The following is a 19,904-nucleotide window of genomic DNA, read 5'->3' on the forward strand; positions in this document are numbered from 1 at the left end:
CTCCAAAGCACGGCGCGTGCCGCCTCACCCGAGGATCCTGGCCCATGGGCGTACCACTCGCAATGTTTCGACCCCTGGGCCATCAGACTGGCATATGCCCCCGGCCACCCGTGAGTTGGTGGTACGTCAGACTGGTCGGATGTCCTACCAGCCAGTGCCCACGGTCCGGCGCAGGCGCCTGGGGGCCGCACTGCGCAGACTGCGCACGGAGGCGGGGATGACGCTGGACGCGGCCGCCGACGCCCTGAACGCCGCGGAGAGCGGCTCCGCGCACGCCCGCCGCTGGACGGCGCCGAAGCTCTCCCGGATCGAGAACGCCAACGCCACGATCCGCACCACCGAGGTCGGCACCCTGCTACGGGCGTACGCGGTCGACGACTCCGACACCCGTACCGCACTCGAGGTGCTGGCCCAGCACGCCGCCAAACGCGGCTGGTGGCAGACCTACCGCGGGGTCGTCCCGCCCGCCTACGCCGACTACATCTCCCTGGAGTCGGACGCGGAGTCCGTCCGCGACTACGCCCCGCTGGTCCTCCCCGGGCTGCTCCAGACACCGGACTACGCACGCGAGACCATCGCGGCCCGGGCGGTGGCCGGCGACGGGGCCGAGATCGACGCGCTCGCCGAGGTGCGCCTCGCCCGGCAGGCCGTCCTCACCCGCCCCGCCGCTCCGCTGAAACTGTGGGCGGTCATCCACGAGGCCACCCTGCGCCGCCGGTTCACCGGCCGCCCCGCCCTGATGACCGCCCAGCTGTGGCGGCTGCTGGAGGTGGCCGAGTGGCCGACGGTCACCCTCCAGGTGATCCCGCTGGACGCCGCCCCGCACCCCGGTGACGCGGGCGCGTTCACCCTCGTCGGCTTCCGCGGTCCGCTGCCGGACGTGGTCACCCAGGAGAACGTCTGTGGCCCCACCTACGTCGAGGGCGCCGACGACGTCCGGGTCTTCGCCGACGCCTTCGGCCGGATCGTGGACAGCGCGCTGTCGGCGGAGGCCACCATCGCCCTGATCGCCGGTCTGGTCCACCACGGTGCGGTGCCGTCCGGACAGCACCGCACCCCTGGCCCCCGCCTCGCTCAGAACTGGACGTCCGAGCAGGCGTAGAAGGCGTTGCCGGTGTCCGCGACCGTCCACACGGCGAGAATCAGATGCCTGCCGCTCTTCCCGCCCGGCAGCGTGCCCGCGTGGGAGAGCGAGGACGGCGGCCGCTGCCCGTGGTACGGCACGGTCAGGAACGGCTGCGGCTCCAGGCTCGCGCGGGTCAGCCGCTGGCCGGGGTCCCATCCGTTCCTGGTGATGTAGTACCGGAAGTCGGTGGTCGCGTGCGAGGCGGTGAAGCGCCAGTTGAACGTATAGCTCTGCCCCGCGCCGACCCTGGTCGCGGGCCAGTTGCCGCCCCGCGGATCGTCGAGCTCCGCGAACCGGCTGTTCCCGCCCGCGCAGATCAGCCCGTCCGCCGGCCCGCCCGCCGGGAACCCCTTCGGCCCCTCGACGCTCTGCGGCTCGTACTGAATGGCCCCGCACCCGGTGACGGTCCCGTTGGCGCACAGCTTCTGACGGCTGATGGGTGAGTCGGTGTACCCGTGGCTGGAAGCGCTGCCGCCGGTCGCGAGGACGGAGACCGTCGCGAGACCGATGCCGATGACAGCAGCGCGGATCTTGTTGCGCATGCTTCGCTCCTGAAGACGTGGGGAGTCCGTGAGCCGTGCATTGCGGTCTAGACCAAGTCCGAGATTAGCGAGCGGTTTTGGACATGTCCATACCAATGCGGACCCCCACCGCCCCGGTCCGGAGCACCCTCCGGGGTCCGGTAAGATTCAGCCGTCAGCAAGCGCCGCTAGCTCAGTTGGTTAGAGCAGCTGACTCTTAATCAGCGGGTCCGGGGTTCGAGTCCCTGGCGGCGCACCGTGGCTTCGCCACTGACCTGGGGTTTCTCGGTTCACCGAGAAACCCCAGTCGCTTTTTCGGCGCGGGCCGACTCCCCTTGCGCACCGGAGCCCCGGCGCGCTCGCGCCGGGGCTCCGGGTTCTGTGCCCTGGATCAGCAGGAGGGACAGGGTTCGCACTCACGGACCCTGACGTCGTCGAGGACCGGTCCGGCGGCCGTGTTGGTGGTGCTGGCGAACGCCAGCGTCGTGGTGGTGCCGGTGGCCACGAAGCTCACCTCACGGGTCACATAGCCCATGTTCGTCGTGGACTTGCCCGTGGTGTCGAAGGTGAAGTCCTGGAAGTTCTGCCCGTCGACAAAGACCTTCCCGGTCTTCACGGCCGGGCCGAACCCGGGGTTGCCCGCCAGGGAGTACGTCACCGTGTACCGCTTCCCCGGGACCGTCGTGAACGTCTGCGCCACCGTCCCCCCGGTCTGGCCGCTGAGGTCGACCGACTGGTCACCCTCGGCCGCCTGCCAGTACCCGGCCCCGATCAGATCGACACTCCCGGACGTGACCTTCCACGGACCGATGGTGCCTCCCGCCGACACCGTCTGGAACGAGTTGGCGGGCGCCCTGGGAGTCTCGAAGCTGCCGTCGTCGAAGCGGCTTGCGGCCAACGCCGAGGCGCCGGTACCAGTACCGGCGAGAACCCCGGCGACGACGACAGCGACGGCTAAGGCACGAATGCGCGACATATCCCCTCCTGGAGGAAGAAGGTGTGAGGGTCACGATTGACCCGCCGATGAATTTCCCGCATCCGGGGCCGACCGGCCAAGACCGGAACCCCGGCGCACCGGGGTGTGCGCCACGGTCTGCGCGCTGATCACGCGGGGTGTGCACCCCAACGGCTCTCGCCCTTCGAGCATGTCTCAAGTCGCCGCCGCGACATGGGCCCACACCGTCGTGGCTACGACAGCAGCAGGAGGCAGTCCCAAGTGGCGGTCGGTCCGGCCGACAACAGTCCGCCGAGGTCGGCGAGAGTCAGTGCGGTGCCTGCCCGGCCGGTGAGGAAGCCGTGCGGGCGCGCGGTCGTGGCGCCGAGCAGCGTGGCATGAGCGGCCATGTCCACCAGAGGGCGGCAGGAGAGGCGGAGGGCGCTTTGCAGGATGCCTGCGCTGCCATGGCAGAGGGCTGTGCCTTCGGTGTCCCAGTGATCCGGTGACCTGGCGGCGAGGCTGGCCATGGCTGCGGCGGCGGTGCGGTTGAGTGCCGGAAGGCCAAGGGCGTGGGTAGCCCCGGTGAGCGCTGCGGCGATGCCCGGGGTCCCGTAGCACCAGGCGGTGGTGCGCCCTGTGATGCGGGTGGTGGTTCCACTGGGGCCGTCGTCCAAGGCGGTTCCACTGACGTGGGGTGGCCATGTGCGCTGGGGAGTTTGCCAGGTCAGGAGCCACTGAGCGGCGGTGTGGATCGCGTCGTTCTGGCCGGGAACGGTGTGTCCGGCCCGATGGGCTGTGGCCAGGAGGGCGAGCGGACCGGCGATGCCGTGAGCGAGGCCGGTGGTGGCTGCGCCGGAGGAAGGGATACGGACGGTGGGTGGGTGAAGGGTGGCCGGAAGCCACCAGCCCGGTCGGGTTCCGGTGCTGGCGAGGATCATATGGGTGAGGGCTGTCAGAGCGGCGTTCAACCCCGGCTCGGCTTCGGCGCCGTGGCCGCGGGTGTGAGCAGCGAGAAGGACGCGCCCGATGCCGGTGAGCCCCTTGATGGCGTCGTAGACCGCCCAAGGGGTTGCTTCTGCACGGGCGGCCCGATGGAAGTGGTGGCGAGCGAGCGCGGCGGCACGAGCCGAGAGCCAGGCCGTGGCGCGGGGCAGCAGGGCCTGGTGCGGGTCGTGAGGTGCCAGATAGCCGGTACCGATGATCAGGGAAGCGGCAAGGGCTCCGGGGCCGGTGTGCATGCCGTCCGGAGGTGCTTTGCCCAGCAGGCGTGCCGCAGCGTCCCAGTGGGCCGCAGCCGTTTTGGCCGATCCGGGTTCCGCCTCGGCGAGGCATGCGTGCAGGAGCGCGGTGCCTGCGAGCCCGTGGCACAAGGTGTGGGCGGCACGGTCCGACAGGGAAGCGGTGACGTCGCTGGGGACGCGTAGATCGCGGGCGATGTCCAGGGCGCACGCGGCGGCCCGGGCGTGGAGGTCGGCTTTCATGAGCGGTGCAGGAGATCGGCGGCCAAGGTCCGCATGATCCGTTCGACTCCGGGGTCGATGGAAAGCATGCGGTTGGCGTGCATGTGAATGACATCGCTGGCGCACCGGGCGGTGAACCGCGGCGGAACGGCGTCCCGGTAGGCGATCAGCGCGGCGCGGTGCTCTGCGCGCGCTGCGGCCAGATCGGCGGGGAGGAGCGGGTGGGGCTCGTCCGCGAGGTGCGGGCGCAGGGCGTCACGGTGACGGCGCTGGTCCCGGGTGAGGCGGCCAGGGTTCAGGGCCGAGCGGGCCTGCTCGGGAGCAAGAGTGCGGGCGGTCTCGGCGGCGGTGACGGCGGCAGCGAGAAAGCGCACATCCTCGGTATGGGTGAGGGCGGCCAGGGCGAGACGGCTGTCGGCGCAGAAGAGGTGCTCGGCGGCGGTGATGGCCTGCGCCCCGCCGTAGCGTTCGATCTCCTGCTCGTACGGCTCCAGGCGCAGCATGCCGGGCCCGAGGAGACCGCGGTGGTGCAATCGGTCGGCGAAGCTCGCCAGTTGTGGCTGGATATGGGTGGCGAGGCTGTGGGGGTTGGCGTGGAACCGCAGACGCAGATGGGGTCCGAGGGCTGGGGTGGTGTAGCGCAACCAGAACCAGCGGTCGACATCGTCGGGGAGGGTGGCCAGCAGCGGGGCGAGCTCGGTGAGAACCGTGTCGTGCAGGTGGCCGGGGGTGCAGAGTACGGCGGACAGCCAAGAGCTGCCGGGCAGATGAGTGCCGGTTCCGGCGGCACGCAGCGCGTACCGCGGATCGGAGGGCGCGTGGTGGGAAGTGTGGCGCCGGATGAGAGGGACGACGAGGTCGATCAGGTGGCCGGTTCTGTTTGGCCCGTCGACCACGGCCAGTTCCTCGGGAGCGGCGAAGGGTTCTCCGAGCGTGCGGGTGCCACGGCGGATGCTGCGGCGCAGCAACTCGCGCTGGTCGGGCTGGCGCAGGTCGAGAGGGAGACGGCGGTCAGCCTCCTCGGCGACGAGCACGGGCGGCGGCGTCGGCCGCGTGTGGGTGCGCCACGCCATGAGGTCCGTTTCGAAAGCGGCATGGCGGTCTGTGGATGCGACGAGAGCGTCAGGCACCCGCCAGCGGGCGGGGGCCAGCAGAGTGTCGCGGTAGCGCACGCGCGGGGTGTAGGGCCAGCAGGACAGCGGGCCCCAGTTCCAGGGGTGCCACGGCCGGGTTCCGGAGTGCCCGAGAAGGTGGAGTAAGTGCGCGGCCGGGGGCAGAAGCCGAGGCGCGACGCGGTTGTGGAGCACGGGAATGACGGGCCGCTGATGGTGGGTGGACCACAGTTGCAGGTGGGTTCCGTCAGTCGTGACGGCGAGGCTGTGGGGTACGAGGTCACCGGGGCGGGCGGGGACATCGACCGGGATGCGCCAGGGAGCGGAGCCGCTCTCGGCGGCCAGTGCGCCGGCGGTGGTACGGGGTCGGCAGACGATTTCCGCGATCATGGGGCCGCTGCCGGTGTCGCTTTGCTCCCGGGGGGCGAGGTCCGGGAGCCACCTCGTCCAGCGGCCGGGTGCGGCTCCGGCGTTCTGCGAGCCGGTGCCGGGGCAGACCGCGATGCGCAATCCCTCCGCGTCGCGCAGCAGTTGGACATGGATCTCGGCGGTGCGCGGCGGCGGCAGTGGCGAGGGATGGGTGAGCTGGTCGATGTGCCGCTCATGGAGGACGATCTCGTTCCTGCCTTCCGACAAGGCGTCGGAGAGCAGCCCGGCCAGCACGGCGGTGCGGCGTGCGTCGGGGGCCTCATCGGTGCCGATCGCGTCGTGAGGCCCAGGTGGACCGAGGCCGGTGACGGGGTCGAGGACGTCCAGCAGCGGTACGAGCCGGTGGCGGCCGTAGGCGGCGCAGAAGCGCCGGTGATAGTCGGTCAACGGACCGGTTCGGTGACCGATCCGCCAGAGTAGCGAGGCGGCCTCGGCAGCTTGCTCGCCCACCAAAGGAGGCAGGGCGATCTCCGCATCCGCGAGGGTGTCGACGACCAGCGGCCTACTCGTCCGATGCAGCGTGTCCGCCAGGTCACGGGCCTCCTCCAGCAGCTTCCGTCTGTGCCGGTTGCCGGGCGGGTGCGCATCGGCTCGGTTCAGCAATTGGTCCAGGCGGGTCAGGGAAGTCCGTGCCGACGCTGTGGCCGGGAGCTTGTCCAGCAGATGGATCAGCGGGTCCGCGCGCACGTCGGTCGGGAGCAGATCGGTCAGCAACAGACCGGTGTCGATCATGTCGACCACGGCCCGCGCGGCCTGGTGCAGGGTGGCCCCGGGATGGCGGCTGAGAAGGTCGGTGAGAAGGTCAGCGGCCGACGCTCCGGCGCGGCTGGCTTCCAGCAGCCGACGCGACACCTCGGTGGCGCGCACGCTGGCGAACCGTGGCCCTGCGGAGGCGGGATGCTCGATTTCCAGCCGGTCCCCTCTGATGGCGGCTGAGGATGCGGCGGTCAGGGAGAGCGCGGGCAGCAGATCGGGCTCGTCGTGGAGTAACCGGTCCGCTATCGCGGTCAGCCAGGCGGGGCTGAGGTTGGTGACGGTCCGGTGGGCGGCCCCCAGTCGCATGCCGGGGGCAGGCGCGGCGAACACAGCGGGGGCGACCCCGGCGAACACCCCCTGCGGAGTGGTCCGCATACGGGAGCGCAGATCGTAGGCACAGCGCGTCACTCGTCCGCGCTCCGTACCCTCGGCAACCGCCTGCGCAGCGCTCCGACCGGCCAGGAACACGCCTTCGTTCAACACACCGTCGCAGTCGCTGCCGACGGGGTCGAGGAGGGGGCACAGCGGGATCCGGGCCATCGCCACGGCGCAGGGGTCGAAAAGCCTCCGCATCACACCATCCCGTCGTGAGGGCCCGCCAGTGGGAAGCCCGGGCACGCATTGCGCGCGCCCGGGCCCGGAGTACCGTCAGCAGCCGGTCGTCGGACCCTGCGGTGGGGATTCACCGCAGCCGTCCCCAGTGGTGTCGCCCTCGTCGTCGTCGCCGTCGCCGCCGAGCCAGACGTCCAGCCTCCCGATCTCCCCCTCGACAGGGTCCAGGTCGAAGACGTCGGCCAGCCCCTCGGGCAGCCCGGCCAGTTCCTCGGTCGGCGGTGCCGGGGTTCTCGGTACTGCTTGGGGTGTCGGTAATGCCATCTTCACTCCCTCCACTCGGGCCTCCCCGCGCTCGACGCCGGGAGGCGTGGATCCGGACCGCCCCAGCGGGGCGGTCCGCGTCTTCAGGTGATCACCAAACGGACGCTGGGCTTGTCGACCGTCACGCCACCGGGGCCGGGTTCATGGCTGTCACGGCGGTAGGCGCGCACGACGGGCTCTCCCTCGTCCCTGATCACCTTGTCGAAGCGGTGGACAGCCTCGGCCAGGTGGGCCGCGAGGCGTTCGCGCTGCGGGCCGTGGGCGATGACCCCCAGTTCGTAACGCTCCTCAGTGGCCTGCGGGGCTTGGCGCAGCGTGACGTAGGCCAGCGAGTCGTGCTCCCACACCGCGGGCGCGCCCCTGCTCAGTACCCAGCCCACCAAGCCACGCTCGGACGCTGCCTGCGTGGCGCGCAGCCTGCCGTAGGGGGCGACCGCGCCCGCGAGCCACACGTCCAACCGGGGCAGCAGTCCTTCCGAGCCGCCCAGCTCCACCCCCGTCCACCGCTCATGCCGGGGGCCGGTGAACGCCGCGGTCAGTGCGTCGGCGTCGGCGGGCTGATCCTCGTCGACCACCAGCCGCACCTCGCGCCCGGCCAGGCATACGACACGTGGCGCGTGCGCGCTGTCTCCCTGCATGGCGACAAAGCCGGAGACGATGAGCGTGTCGCTGCGCAGGTGATCCCGTTCCCGGGCAAAGGCGATGGTGCGGGAGAGGCCACGGAACCGCAGCGGCACCACCAGCCGTCCCGCTGGAGCGAGTTGATCCAGCCATGCCACCGACAGATCGGAGGCGCCGACGGTGACAACGATGCGGTCGAATCCCTGGACGGGAGCGTCCTGGACCGGCCGGGCACCGTCCGCATCCCTGACCCGCACCTGCCCGTAGCCCGCCTCTCCAAGCAGCCTGCGCGCCCGCGCGGTGATGTCGGGATCGATGTCCATGGTCGTCACCGACCCCTGCTCACCGACCAACTCCGCCAACAGCGCCGCGTTGCACCCTCCGGAGCCGATCTCCAGCACCCTCATACCGGGTACCACCTGGGCCGCCTCCAGCATCCGGGCATGCAGCCACGGAGCCGAGACCGAGCTGACCGGCTTGCCCTGCGCGTTGCGCTTGGTGAAGACCGCTTCCGGTGCCCCGTACGCCTCTTCGGCGGATACCTCGGGCACAAAGAGGTGTCGCGGCACCTTACGGAAGGCAGCCTCCACCGCAGATGAGGTGAGTGCCCCTCGCTCTCGCAGACCTTCCACCATCTGCTCGCGCAGGGCGGAAGCCTCCGCATCCATACGGGACTCGGTCACACGGAACTTCCTTTCCGGCCGCCCTCGCGTGCAAAGCCGCCATGGAACTATGGCGCGGAGTCCGCAACGCCGCTTTCCGGACGTCCCGGGAGACTGGCGGTTTGGCGTGGATGGTTCACGTCGCCGCCGCGACATGGGCCCACACGGTCTTGCCGGGGCCCCGGCGCGGACGCACACCCCAGCGGTCGGCCAGCCCCTCGACCAGGAGCAGCCCACGGCCCTGTTCGTCGTCGGACGCGGGGATCTTGGGCACGGGCTCCGCGTCATGGGTGTCCGAGACCTCGATCTCGACCCGGCCCGCGATGTCGTCGTACCGCAGTAACAGGGTGAAGTCCCGTCCCGGGACGCGCCCGTGGAGGGCGGCGTTGGCGGACAGTTCCGCGACGACGAGCACGGCGGCGTCCTGGCCGCCCAGGACTCCCCAGTCGGCGAGCTGCTGCGCGGCCAGCAGCCGGGCGAGCCGGGCGCCGCGCCGGGTGGCGGAGAATCGCTGCGCGAACGTACGTACGGTGACGGGGGCTTGGCCCTGTGGAGCGGTCATGGCCGAAGCGTTCCGGTGACGACCGGCTGTCAGCCAGGTCCGACACCCACCCAGTTCGCGTTGTACCAGTGCACGCACTGGACCGCCTCGGTCACTGCCCGTGACCATACGGGTATGACAACAGACAGGGAACCGGAAACGTCGGAGAGCCTCAAGACCTTTGGTGCGGTGTTAAAGGCGCTACGGGACGAGGCGGGCCTGACCCAGGAGCAGTTCGCCCCACGCGTGCGGTACTCGGCGACGTACATCGCGAAGATGGAGCAGGGCAGGCGCTTCCCGCCGAAGGAGCTGATCCCGCGCACGGAGGAAGTCCTGGGCGCCCCGGCCGCCCGCATCCTGGGCGCGGCGTACCGGACGCTGACACGGAAGGTGGGACTCGCGTCGTGGTTCCTGCGGTGGGCAGGGATCGAGGAGGAGTCGGTGTCGCTCCTCACGTACGAGTGCGCGGTCGTTCCGGGTCTGCTTCAACCCGAGCCGTACATCCGCGCCATCTTCGAGCGTCGCATCCCGCACATCTCGCCGAAGCAGTTGGAACAACAAGTGGTCGCGCGCCTGGCCAGGCAGCAGCTGTTCACTGACAGGCTGAACACCGCGTTCTGCTTCGTGGTCGAACAGGCTTTATTGGACCGTAAATTCGGGGGTGCTGAAGTCACCGAGGCACTTCTCGACCACATGCTTGAACAGCAACACCGCTGGAACGTGGAGATCCAGATCATGCCTCTGCGACAGGAGGATCACTTCGGCAGCGATGGGCCGATGTACCTCGCCGAGACGGAAGACCACCGGTGGGTGGGCTATGTCGAAGCACATGACACGAGCGCTCTGATCACCGACCCAAAAGCCATCAGTGCGATGCTTCAGCGCTATGGCAAACTGCGCTCACAGGCTCTGAGCCCTCAGGCCAGCACGAGCCTGTTGGAGCAGATGCGAGGAGCGCTATGAGCAGCAGCACCACCGAACGCGACTGGTTCAAGAGCAGCTACAGCGGAAGCGGGGGCGGCAACTGCGTCGAGGTCGCCATACGCCCCGACACCGTCCACATCCGCGACTCCAAAGACACCACCTGCGGCTCGCTGGCCGTCACCCACGACGCCTGGGCCGCGTTCACCACCTTCGCGGCGGAGCCCCGGTGAGCACCACCGAACGCGACTGGTTCAAGAGCAGCTACAGCGGCGGCGGAGGCGGCAACTGCGTCGAGGTCGCCATACGCCCCGACACCGTCCACATCCGCGACTCCAAGGACACCGCCACTGGAGAACTGGCCGTCAGCCACCGCGCCTGGGCCGCCTTCACCGCGCAGCTCTGAGCACCGACACCGCGTGCCTCCCCCGGTAAGCTGTTCGGATCGGAGGTGGCGGTGGCCGTGGCGGCGCATACGCGGGGGATGGCGCGTGACATCCAGGAACGCATCAAGCGGCTGATCGTCGACCAGCGGCTGACGTCGGGGGCTCCGCTGCCCACCGAGACCGAGCTGATGGAGTTGCTCGGGGTCAGCCGCAACTCCGTGCGCGAGGCGCTGAAGGCCCTCCAGGCCATGGGGATCGTGGAGATCCGGCACGGCTTCGGGACCTACGTCGGGCCGATGTCGATGGCGCCGATGATCGAGGGGCTGATCTTCCGGACCGTCGCCGGGCACTACCGGGGCGAGGAGAGCCTGCTCCAGCTGCTGGAGCTGCGCGAGGCCGTGGAGACCGGGCTGATAGCGCGACTGGCGGGGCGGATACCGGAGGCGGACCTCGATGAGCTGGACGCGATCGTCCAGCGGATGGAGGCCGAGGCCGGAGCCGGAGCGGTACGGGCGGAGACGGACCGGGCGTTCCACGCGGCGCTCTACGGCAGCCTGGACAACACGCTGTTGAGCGAGGTGCTGGAGGCGTTCTGGGACGCCTTCCACCGGGTGCGCACCGATCTGGTCGACATTCCGACCGACCCCAAGGTGACCTGCAAGCAGCACCGGCAGATCCTGGAGTCGGTGCGCTCGGGGGACGCGCTGCGGGCCGAGGAGGCCATCCGCGAGCACTTCGGGAACATCCGCGCCCGGCTCGCCTCCCCCCATCCCGAGTAGTCGATTTCCGGCCACCGCTCGACGTTCTCCGTCGCGCGGATTTGCCCTGCCCGCCCCGGTTCGCCCCTGTGACCGGGCGAACGCGACCAGCCCCGGAACGGGCGGTTCCGAGGGACAACAAGGGCTCGCAGCAGCAAAGTTGATGGTCGTCCCGCTCGCCGGACATGCGGGATCGGTTTGCACAGGATTTACTCAGCAAACAACCAGAAGATACCCGTTCCGCATCCGTACAGGTGTGTGCCTCCACTAATGTGCGGCCTACGGCCGAGGGGGCATTCCGGCCGACAGCACCGACAACACGCGCCAGACCACGCGTGCGGGGGGAATGACTCATGACGTCGACGCCTACCGGCGCCCGGCAGCCCGCATACGAGCCGACCGAGCGGCACGGGCCGCAGGGGCGGCAGGGACAGCACGGGCCGCCCGGGTCGCACCAGCCGTACGACCCGTCCGCCACCACCCGGCTGCGCCTCCCGCGCCAGCTCCGGAGCGGACCGGTCCGGCACCGGCGGCGACGGCCCCTGCCGAAGTACGACTACGAGCACTACAGCAGGCTGGCCGGACCGCTCACCCGGCCCGAGCCGGACCGGCCGTACCGGGTGCGCTACCGCCGTCTGCTCGCGGACGAACCGCACCGCGTACGGGCGGCGCTGCTGCTGGGGGCGGCCCCGCTGGTGTCGCTCGGGCTGCTGATCTGGCTGATGCAGCCCTCGCACTGGACCAGCCGGGAGGGCATGAGCTCGACGATGGTCGCGCTGGACGCGGTCATGCTGGTGTCCATCGGGCTGATCGAGCTGTTCCGCACGATGAACGTGGTGTCCAACGCCCATGCGACGCTCGTCGCCCGCGACCCCATACCCGTCATCCCCGAGTCCGGGACCAAGGTCGCCTTCATCACCACCTTCGTCCCCGGCAAGGAGCCGCTGGAGATGGTGACGAAGACGCTGGAGGCGGCGATCCGGCTGCGCCACCGGGGCGTGCTGCACATCTGGCTGCTGGACGAGGGCGACGACCCGGAGGTCAAGGAGGTCTGCCGGAGGCTGGGCGTCCACCACTTCTCCCGCAAGGGCGTGGCGCGGTGGAACCAGGCCAAGGGCCCGCACCGGGCCAAGACCAAGCACGGCAACTACAACGCCTGGCTGGACGCCCACGGCGACGACTACGAGTTCTTCGCCTCGGTCGACACCGACCATGTCCCGCTGCCCAACTACCTGGAGCGGATGCTCGGCTACTTCCGCGACCCGGACGTGGCCTTCGTCGTCGGCCCGCAGGTCTACGGCAACTACGACACGGCCGTCACCAAGGCCGCCGAGAGCCAGCAGTTCCTGTTCCACGCGCTGATCCAGCGGGCGGGCAACGCCTACCGGGGCCCGATGTTCGTGGGCACCAACAACGCGGTGCGGATCAGCGCCATCAAGGGCATCGGCGGGCTGTACGACTCGATCACCGAGGACATGGCCACCGGCTTCGAGCTGCACCGGCACCGCAACCGGGCCACCGGCCGCCACTGGACCTCGGTCTACACCCCGGACGTGCTGGCCGTCGGCGAGGGACCGACCGCCTGGACCGACTTCTTCACCCAGCAGCTGCGCTGGTCGCGCGGGACCTACGAGACGATCCTCAAGCAGTTCTGGAAGGCGCCGTTCAGCCTGCCGCCGGGGAAGCTGTTCAACTACACGCTGATGGTGATCTTCTATCCGATGTCGGCGCTGAACTGGATCCTGGCCGCGCTGAGCTGTGCGCTGTTCCTGGGGTTCGGGGCCTCCGGTATCGAGATCGACCCCGCCATCTGGATGATGCTCTACGGCAACGCCTCCGCCCTCCAGATCGGGCTCTACGTCTGGAACCGCCGGCACAATGTCTCCCCGCATGAGCCGGAAGGGTCCGGCGGGGTCGCCGGAATGGTGATGTCCGCGCTGGCCGCGCCCGTCTACGCCCGGTCGCTCTTCGATGCCGTACTACGCCGTAAGAGCCGCTTCGTGGTGACCCCCAAGGGCGACTCCTCGAGCCCCGACACCCTCTTCGGTACCTTCAGGATCCATCTTTTCTTCCTGGTGGTCTTCGGCGGGTCGCTCGCCTCTTCCTTCTACTTCGGCCACAGTCATCCAGCGATGACCGTTTGGGCATCACTCGCCCTGGCTGTCTCAGCCGCGCCGATCATCGCCTGGTGGTGGACCGTCCGCCAGGAGAAACGGAAAACGCAGCCCGCCCTTGGGGGACGATAAGAAGTGAAGTACCGACCGAGTCGCCGCACCCGTCGCTTCGGGATCGGTGCGGCGGCGATCATCGTGGTGGCCGGGATGAATGGCCCGGCCCTCTACCGTTTCAGCTCCGACAAGTATCACGCGTACAAGATCAACCAACCGGAGTACAAGGCGGACAACGGCCACTGGGCCGTGGTGAACGTCCCCGAGGAATACCGCATCAACACCATCCACGCGGCACTGCTCCATACGGGGAAGGTGCTGCTGGTCGCGGGCTCCGGGAACAACGCCAAGAACTTCGACGCCAAGTCCTTCCGCAGTGTGCTGTGGGACCCGGAGAAGAACACCTACAAGAACATCCCGACCCCCAAGGACCTCTTCTGCGCCGGGCACACCCAACTCCCGGACGGAAAGCTGCTGGTGGCGGGCGGCACCCAGCGCTACGAGAAGCTCAGGGGCGATGTGGAGAAGGCGGGCGGACTGATGTTCGTCCACAACGAGAATCCGGACAAGCCCAAGACCTTCCCGGCCGGTACCCGCTTCACCGGTAAGGAGAGCGGCAAGACCTTCGCGTCCAAGGACCCGCTGCTGGTCCCGCGCGCCAAGAAGACCAAGAGCGCCAGGACCGGAAAGGTCCGTGTCACCCCCAGCACCGCACGCGTCTATGTAGAGGCGCTGCGGAAGGGGAAGAAGTACCAGACCGGGACCGAGGACAATTACCGGATCTCCGGGCTGAAGGGCAAGGACAAGCGGAACTTCTACGGCATCGCGCAGAAGCTCTCGTTCGACAAGAAGGACTTCCAGGGCATCAAGGAAGCCTATGAATTCGACCCGGTGGCCGAGCGCTACATCACGGTCGACCCCATGCATGAGGCCCGCTGGTACCCGACGCTGACCACCCTTCAGGACGGCAAGGTGCTCTCGGTCTCCGGTCTGGATGAAATCGGCCAGGTGGTCCCGGGCAAGAACGAGATCTACGACCCGAAGACCAAGAAGTGGAAGTACCTGAAGAAGAAGCGGTTCTTCCCGACCTACCCGGCGCTCTTCCTCACCGACAAGGGCCGCGTCTTCTACACCGGTTCCAACGCCGGATACGGTCCCGACGACAAGGGCCGCGTCCCCGGTGTCTGGGATCTGAAGAGCAATAAGTTCGATGTGGTGCCGGGGATCAGTGACCCCCGGCTGCTGGAGACCTCGATGTCGGTGCTGCTGCCCCCGGCCCAGGACCAGCGCTATATGGTGCTCGGCGGCGGCGGGGTCGGTGAGGACGCGCGGGCCACCGCCAAGACCCGGATCGTCGATCTGCACGCCAGCGATCCGCGCTTCAAGGACGGCCCGGACCTGTACGCCAAGGCCCGCTACCCCAGCAGTGTGGTCCTCCCCGATGACACCGTGCTGACCACCAACGGCTCGGGCGACTACCGGGGCCGTGGCGACAGCAACGTGCTCAAGGCCGAGATCTACAACCCGAGGACCAACTCCTCGCGCTCGGTGGCCGACCCGCTGGTGGGCCGCAACTACCACTCCGGTGCGCTGCTGCTGCCGGACGGCCGGGTGATGACCTTCGGTTCGGACTCGCTCTTCAGCGACAAGGCCAACACCAAGCCCGGCGAGTTCCAGCAGCAGATCGACATCTACTCCCCGCCGTATCTCTACCGGGACTCCCGCCCGAAGTTCACCGACACCGAGCCCCGGACGGTGAAGCGCGGCGGCGAGACGACCTACACCACCTCCCGCCCCTCGGCGATCAAGAAGGTACGGCTGATGCGGCCGAGTTCCTTCACCCATGTGACCAATGTGGAGCAGCGGTCGATCGCGGTGGACTTCAAGCGGAAGAAGGACGGCATCACCGTCCGGCTGCCCAAGGACTCCTCGCTGGTGCCGCCCGGCTGGTACATGCTCAACGCGGTCGACAAGCAGGGCACCCCGTCGAAGGCGGTCTGGGTGAAGGTGCCCGGCGGCAAAGCCGCCAAGGCCAAGGGCGCCAAGGGTGCCGACGGCGCCAGGACCCTGGGCGCGAAGGCCAAGGGGAAGAAGGCCCTCAAGGCAGGCGCCAAGGCCAAGCGGGACTGAGTACAGCGGAGGCGGCGCCCGTGCGGGCGCCGCCTCACACATCCGGCTCTACGGACTATCCGGCGCGGCGTGGCTATTCGACGTTACGGGCGAGATCGAGCGCGTACCTGGGCCACCACTGGCCCGCCTTGGGACCGCCCTTGCAGGGCCCGTCCGACTCGCCCGGACGCTTGATCCACAGATAGGCGTCGACATTCTCGTCAGCGGTGTCGGTGGTCGGCGACTCACCCAGCGCGCGGCCCTTCGGATTGCACCACGCCTGCGGGTCGTCCTTGCCCGGCGCCGGTCCGTTCCCGTTCCGGCTGGTGTCGATCACGAAGGGCTTGCCGCCGACCAGTGCCGACAGCTTCCTGCCGTAGGCCGTGTTCTCCTTGGTCGTCTGGTAGTTGGAGATGTTGAGCGCGAAGCCGTCGGCCTTGGCGATACCCGCCCGCTTCAGCGGCTGTGCCATCCGGCGCGGGTCCTTGATCCAGTGCGGATTGCCCGCGTCCAGATAGACCTTGGTGTGCGGCAGCCCCTTGAGCTTGTCCACCGCGCCGGTCAGCAGGTCGTACCGCTCCTCGTGGAACTTCTTCGGCGTACAGCCGTCCACCACATGCGGCAGCGCGTCGGGCTCCAGGATGACGGTCGCCGGGCGGTTGCCGATCCCCCGGACCGCCTTGTCCAGCCAGGCGCGATAGGCGTTGCCGTCGGCGGCGCCGCCCTTGCTGTACTGCCCGCAGTCACGGTGCGGGATCTCGTAGAAGACCAGCAGCGCGCTGCGGTCGACCGCGGCCGCGGCGTGGGTGAAACCGCTCGCCTGCCCCTCGGGGTTGTCCAGTCCGAGCCACTCCGCGACCGGCTGACCGGCGATCCTCTGTATCAGCCTCGCCTGGCTCCGGTCGCCCTTCTCGCGGTACGCCGCGACCTGCTTGGCGGCGCTCCCGTCCGGGTTCACCCAGTACGGCACGGTGGCCTTGGGCCGCTGCCGGGGGCGCTCGGCCGAAGCCGCGTGGTCGCCGCTGCCACTGCTCGAGGAGCCGAAGCAGCCGGAGAGCGTCACAAGTGACAGCAGGGCTCCGGCGGTCGAGAGCGCGCGGGTACGGCCACGGGCACGACGGCTGCGAAGACGGACAACATGATGCCGACGGCCAGTGTAACTGCCGTACATCCACTCCCCCTTGGGTGCACGCGCGAGGAACACGCCGTGGTCCCCCGGCGGGACAAGACCGGTCGAATCAATCCTTACACACCGCGCCGGAGGCGGGGGCGCGCATCGGCGACCCAGGACCCTGGTTTCGCCCCGCCGCACTAGTCAGCGGGGCTGTGCGTGGCGGGTCTCACATCCGGTGGCACCGCGCGCGACGGCGGACGACGGGCAGGCTCGCCGTCCCGCGGGCACCGTCAGCCGGAGTCGCCGCCCGCGGCGCCCACCGGATGCCGGGGCCGCCCGGTGGTGCCCGTCAGATACGCGGAGACGACCACATTGGCGGTGTAGGACCGCGTCGCCTTGTCGAAGCGGCCCCCGCAGGTGATCAGCCGCAGTTCGGCACGGTCGCGGGTGCGCGCCCCGTACGCCCGCCGGGCGTCGAACCGCTCGTTGGGCACCAGTTCCACGTTCTCCACGGTGAACTCCGCCGTGGTGCCGTCGGTCCGCGCGATCCGCACGGCCGCCCCGCGCCTGAGCTCGCCCAGCCCGTGGAAGACGGCCGGTTTGGACCTGGTGTCGAGATGACCCACCAGCAGCGCCGCGCCCGCGGACCCGGGTTCGGGTCCCGCGCGGTACCAGGCGACCGTACCGGCCCGGTCGTACGGCGGCGGTTTGAGCGCCCCCGCACCGTCCAGACCGCTGGCGACGACCGGGGCCCGTACCCCCGCCGCGTCGATCTCGACGCTCTTCGGCAGCGCGGACGGCAGCGGTGCGTGCGCCGGGGGCAGCGGATGCGCGGGCGGGCGTCCGACCGCGGCCACATCGCCGGTCATCGGCACCGATCCGCCCGTCCCCTCCGTGGTGTCCCGGCCCCACATCCACAGGCCGAGCAGCAGCACCGCCCAGGCGACACCCATGGCCAGCCGCCCGGTGCCGCGGAACCTCCGGCCACCGCCGCCGTCGCCGTCCTCGTCGCCGGGGCCGCCGTCCCGGCCGCTTCCCAGGCCGTATCCATATCCGTATCCGTCCATGGCGCTCAGCCCGCCCGCGAACCGGAGGGACGGCGGCGCCGCCGGTGTACGGCGAGGCCGCCGACGGCGAGCGCGGTACCGCCGGAGAGCACCAGGCCGTACGCCTCCGCGCCGCCGAAGTCCTCGCGCATCCGGGTGTCGACGGGTGCGCTGCCCCCGCCGCCCGCGTGCGCCGGGGCGATGGGCGAGGGCGGGCGCTCGACGGCGACGGACACCTTCTCCCCCGCGTCCGCGGCGCTCGCCCGGTCACCGCAGTCCACGGTGACCCGGTGGGCGCCGCGCGCCGCGGTGGAACGGATCGTCGCCTCGCTGAAGAGCGCGTCCCCGTCCGGGGTCAGCTCGGCGTCGTCGACGAAGACCGGTGACGAGGCGGTGGCCGCCTTGCCCGGACAGCCGAAGGCGCGCACCTCCACCTCGGCGCCGGGGGGAATGGTGAGCGGGCTGACCCGGATCGTGGCGGAGCCGTCGTGCCGCTGGTCGGCGAGGGCCGGCGCGGCGAGGGAACAGAGAGTGACAGTGCCCAGAGCAACGGTACAGAGAGTGAGGGCGGCTGAGCGCATGGTGAACCTCCTCCACCACGAGGCTCACGCGCCCGGCCGGACACCGCATCCGCTGCGGACCTCGACTGCGCCGAACGGGTCGCCCGGCGCGGCGCGGAAGTCCAGGCGTTCACCAGGGCATTCAGCGGATGCGGCCGACCAGGTCGGCGATGGAATCGACCACGGTGGACGGCCGGTACGGGAACCGGTCGACCTCCTCGCCCTTGGTGACACCGGTCAGCACGAGGAAGGTCTCCATACCCGCTTCGAGCCCGGCCCGCACATCGGTGTCCATCCGGTCGCCGATCATCGCGCTGGTCTCGGAGTGCGCACCGATCACATTCAGCCCGGCCCGCATCATCAGCGGATTGGGCTTGCCGACGAAGTACGGCTCCTGGCCGGTCGCCCGCGTGATCAGCGCGGCCACCGAACCGGTGGCGGGCAGCGCGCCCTCGGCGGAGGGGCCGATCTCGTCGGGGTTGGTGGCGATGAACCGCGAACCGTCGTTGATCAGGCGGATGGCCTTGGTCAGCGACTCGAAGCTGTAGGTACGGGTCTCCCCGAGCACGACGTAGTCCGGCTCCACATCCGTGAGGACGTAGCCGATGTCGTGCAGAGCGGTGGTCAGCCCCGCCTCACCGATGACATACGCGGTGCCCTCGGGGCGCTGCTCGTCCAGGAACTGGGCGGTGGCCAGCGCTGACGTCCAGATATTGGCCGTCGGCACCTCGAGTCCGATACGGGACAGCCGGGCCTGGAGATCGCGCTGGGTGTAGATGGAGTTGTTGGTGAGCACCAGGAAGGGCGTCCCGGTCTCCCGCAGCCGCTTCACGAAGAGGTCCGCACCGGGAACCGGTATCCCCTCGTGCATCAGCACGCCGTCCATGTCGGTGAGCCATGACTCGATCGGCTTGCGCTCTGCCACTGGTTGCTCTCCGCTCGGTTCGACCACGCTCGGTTTGACCACTGACAGTCGGCACGACCTCGGGGCCGGGCCGACCGCCTGGCGACGCCCTCAGCCTAACCGGGCTGGACAGCGGGGTTACCAGCCGTGCTCCCGCGGGATGCGGCCGTCCAGCGCGACAGACCAGCACAGGTGTCTGATCCTGAGTGGAGGGGTGGCTTCCGCCCCTGGAACGAGCCGGACCATAAGGAGACCGTCATGGGCATGATGGACAAGCTGAAGGGCGCGCTCGGCAAGAACCCGGACAAGACCCGGCAAGCCACGCGCAAGGGTGCCGACGTCGCGGACAAGAAGACCGGCGGCAAGCACTCGGAACAGATCCAGACCGGCTCGGACAAGCTCGATGACGAGCTGCGCCGCCGGGGCGAGGGGCCCCGGGGCCAGTAACCGTCGCGGTCGTATCACCGCCGTCCGCGCCCGCCGCCCGCGCTCACCGCTCCGGGCGGCGGGACTTCACGACGAGGACGGTGCCGCCGGTCAGCAGCGCGAGGCTGAGCAGGCCGAGCCCGGCGAGCAGGGCGCTGTGACCGGTCTCGGCGAGCTCGGGCGGCCGGGTTCCGGTCTTCCCGGTGTGGTCGGGGTCGGTGGTGCCGGGGTCTTCGGTGTCACCGGGGTCGGTGGTTCCGGGGTCTTCCAGACCGGGGTCCTCCGTACCGGTCCCGGGGTCCTCAAGACCCGGATCCTCAGTGCCGGTTCCGGTGTCTCCGGTGTCACCGGGGTCCGTGGTGCCCAGGTCCTCCAGACCGGGGTCCTCCGTACCGGTCCCGGGGTCCTCAAGACCCGGATCCTCAGTGCCGGTTCCGGTGTCTCCGGTGTCACCGGGGTCCGTGGTGCCCG

Annotated in this window: 19 protein-coding genes, 1 tRNA gene and 1 pseudogene; 9 read left to right on the plus strand and 12 right to left on the minus strand. The window is 69.9% G+C overall.

What is annotated here, in order from left to right; genetic code table 11:
- The first annotated feature begins 139 nt into the window (after window positions 1-139).
- Entirely contained in the window at window positions 140-1,102 is a 963-nt protein-coding gene (locus AB0C66_RS27270; RefSeq protein WP_362443946.1) for a DUF5753 domain-containing protein, read from the plus strand.
- Here the strand turns inward: AB0C66_RS27270 and AB0C66_RS27275 are convergent.
- Window positions 1,075-1,668 carry a lytic polysaccharide monooxygenase auxiliary activity family 9 protein gene (locus AB0C66_RS27275; RefSeq protein ID WP_362443948.1) on the minus strand — a complete coding sequence of 198 codons (594 nt, stop codon included), beginning with the start codon at window positions 1,666-1,668 and terminating at the stop codon, window positions 1,075-1,077. The genes AB0C66_RS27270 and AB0C66_RS27275 overlap by 28 nt on opposite strands.
- A gap of 161 nt (window positions 1,669-1,829) precedes the next feature.
- Between AB0C66_RS27275 and AB0C66_RS27280 the strand changes: the two genes are divergently transcribed.
- Window positions 1,830-1,903 (plus strand) — tRNA-Lys (locus tag AB0C66_RS27280).
- A 135-nt stretch (window positions 1,904-2,038) separates the two neighbouring features.
- On the opposite strand, the gene AB0C66_RS27285 is transcribed toward AB0C66_RS27280, so the two are convergent.
- From AB0C66_RS27285 to AB0C66_RS27310, 6 genes are all read right to left on the minus strand, one after another.
- Window positions 2,039-2,623 carry a choice-of-anchor C family protein gene (locus AB0C66_RS27285; RefSeq protein ID WP_362443950.1) on the minus strand — a complete coding sequence of 195 codons (585 nt, stop codon included), beginning with the start codon at window positions 2,621-2,623 and terminating at the stop codon, window positions 2,039-2,041.
- Between the two features lie 212 nt (window positions 2,624-2,835).
- Window positions 2,836-4,065, minus strand: a complete 1,230-nt coding sequence (locus AB0C66_RS27290; RefSeq protein ID WP_362443952.1) for a lanthionine synthetase LanC family protein — start codon at window positions 4,063-4,065, stop codon at window positions 2,836-2,838.
- The gene (locus AB0C66_RS27295; protein ID WP_362443955.1) at window positions 4,062-6,914 is read right to left on the minus strand and encodes a lantibiotic dehydratase; all 2,853 of its coding nucleotides are present in this window, start codon (window positions 6,912-6,914) and stop codon (window positions 4,062-4,064) included. Before AB0C66_RS27295 ends, AB0C66_RS27290 begins: the two co-directional genes overlap by 4 nt.
- 75 nt (window positions 6,915-6,989) lie before the next feature.
- Window positions 6,990-7,217 (minus strand): hypothetical protein, encoded by a 228-nt coding sequence (locus AB0C66_RS27300; RefSeq protein ID WP_362443958.1) that lies wholly within the window; start codon window positions 7,215-7,217, stop codon window positions 6,990-6,992.
- Between the two features lie 83 nt (window positions 7,218-7,300).
- The gene (gene fxlM, locus AB0C66_RS27305; protein ID WP_362443961.1) at window positions 7,301-8,521 is read right to left on the minus strand and encodes a methyltransferase, FxLD system; all 1,221 of its coding nucleotides are present in this window, start codon (window positions 8,519-8,521) and stop codon (window positions 7,301-7,303) included.
- A gap of 115 nt (window positions 8,522-8,636) precedes the next feature.
- Window positions 8,637-9,062: an ATP-binding protein gene (locus tag AB0C66_RS27310; protein ID WP_362443964.1), complete on the minus strand. Its 426-nt coding sequence runs from the start codon at window positions 9,060-9,062 to the stop codon at window positions 8,637-8,639.
- A gap of 114 nt (window positions 9,063-9,176) precedes the next feature.
- On the opposite strand from AB0C66_RS27310, the gene AB0C66_RS27315 reads away from it, so the two are divergent.
- The 6 genes from AB0C66_RS27315 (at window position 9,177) to AB0C66_RS27340 (ending at window position 15,404) form a co-directional block, all read left to right on the plus strand.
- Window positions 9,177-10,004, plus strand: coding sequence for a helix-turn-helix transcriptional regulator (locus AB0C66_RS27315; RefSeq protein WP_362443967.1), 828 nt, complete (start codon window positions 9,177-9,179; stop codon window positions 10,002-10,004).
- Window positions 10,001-10,195, plus strand: a complete 195-nt coding sequence (locus tag AB0C66_RS27320; RefSeq protein WP_362443970.1) for a DUF397 domain-containing protein — start codon at window positions 10,001-10,003, stop codon at window positions 10,193-10,195. Before AB0C66_RS27315 ends, AB0C66_RS27320 begins: the two co-directional genes overlap by 4 nt.
- Window positions 10,192-10,368, plus strand: coding sequence for a DUF397 domain-containing protein (locus AB0C66_RS27325; protein WP_362443973.1), 177 nt, complete (start codon window positions 10,192-10,194; stop codon window positions 10,366-10,368). Before AB0C66_RS27320 ends, AB0C66_RS27325 begins: the two co-directional genes overlap by 4 nt.
- Window positions 10,369-10,446: 78 nt before the next feature.
- Window positions 10,447-11,127 (plus strand): FadR/GntR family transcriptional regulator, encoded by a 681-nt coding sequence (locus AB0C66_RS27330; protein WP_362444396.1) that lies wholly within the window; start codon window positions 10,447-10,449, stop codon window positions 11,125-11,127.
- Window positions 11,128-11,459: 332 nt separating this feature from the next.
- Window positions 11,460-13,352 carry a cellulose synthase catalytic subunit gene (locus AB0C66_RS27335; RefSeq protein ID WP_362443976.1) on the plus strand — a complete coding sequence of 631 codons (1,893 nt, stop codon included), beginning with the start codon at window positions 11,460-11,462 and terminating at the stop codon, window positions 13,350-13,352.
- A gap of 3 nt (window positions 13,353-13,355) precedes the next feature.
- Entirely contained in the window at window positions 13,356-15,404 is a 2,049-nt protein-coding gene (locus tag AB0C66_RS27340) for a galactose oxidase early set domain-containing protein (RefSeq protein WP_362443979.1), read from the plus strand.
- 73 nt (window positions 15,405-15,477) lie between these two features.
- Here AB0C66_RS27340 and AB0C66_RS27345 read toward each other — a convergent pair whose 3' ends face one another.
- From AB0C66_RS27345 to AB0C66_RS27360, 4 genes are all read right to left on the minus strand, one after another.
- The gene (locus AB0C66_RS27345) at window positions 15,478-16,554 is read right to left on the minus strand and encodes a glycoside hydrolase family 6 protein (protein WP_362443981.1); all 1,077 of its coding nucleotides are present in this window, start codon (window positions 16,552-16,554) and stop codon (window positions 15,478-15,480) included.
- 233 nt (window positions 16,555-16,787) lie between these two features.
- Window positions 16,788-17,450, minus strand: a complete 663-nt coding sequence (locus AB0C66_RS27350; RefSeq protein ID WP_362444399.1) for a class F sortase — start codon at window positions 17,448-17,450, stop codon at window positions 16,788-16,790.
- A 119-nt stretch (window positions 17,451-17,569) separates the two neighbouring features.
- The gene (locus tag AB0C66_RS27355) at window positions 17,570-18,124 is read right to left on the minus strand and encodes a hypothetical protein (protein WP_362443983.1); all 555 of its coding nucleotides are present in this window, start codon (window positions 18,122-18,124) and stop codon (window positions 17,570-17,572) included.
- 121 nt (window positions 18,125-18,245) lie between these two features.
- A complete protein-coding gene (locus AB0C66_RS27360; protein WP_362443985.1) occupies window positions 18,246-19,028 on the minus strand; it encodes an HAD-IIA family hydrolase in 783 nt (260 codons plus the stop codon).
- A 237-nt stretch (window positions 19,029-19,265) separates the two neighbouring features.
- Between AB0C66_RS27360 and AB0C66_RS27365 the strand changes: the two genes are divergently transcribed.
- The gene (locus AB0C66_RS27365; protein ID WP_362443988.1) at window positions 19,266-19,454 is read left to right on the plus strand and encodes an antitoxin; all 189 of its coding nucleotides are present in this window, start codon (window positions 19,266-19,268) and stop codon (window positions 19,452-19,454) included.
- 43 nt (window positions 19,455-19,497) lie between these two features.
- On the opposite strand, the pseudogene AB0C66_RS27370 reads toward AB0C66_RS27365, so the two are convergent.
- Window positions 19,498-19,904, minus strand: a pseudogene (locus tag AB0C66_RS27370) (hypothetical protein); the annotation flags it as partial.

It is taken from the genome of Streptomyces sp. NPDC048636 (assembly GCF_040650655.1).
GTDB lineage: Bacteria > Actinomycetota > Actinomycetes > Streptomycetales > Streptomycetaceae > Streptomyces.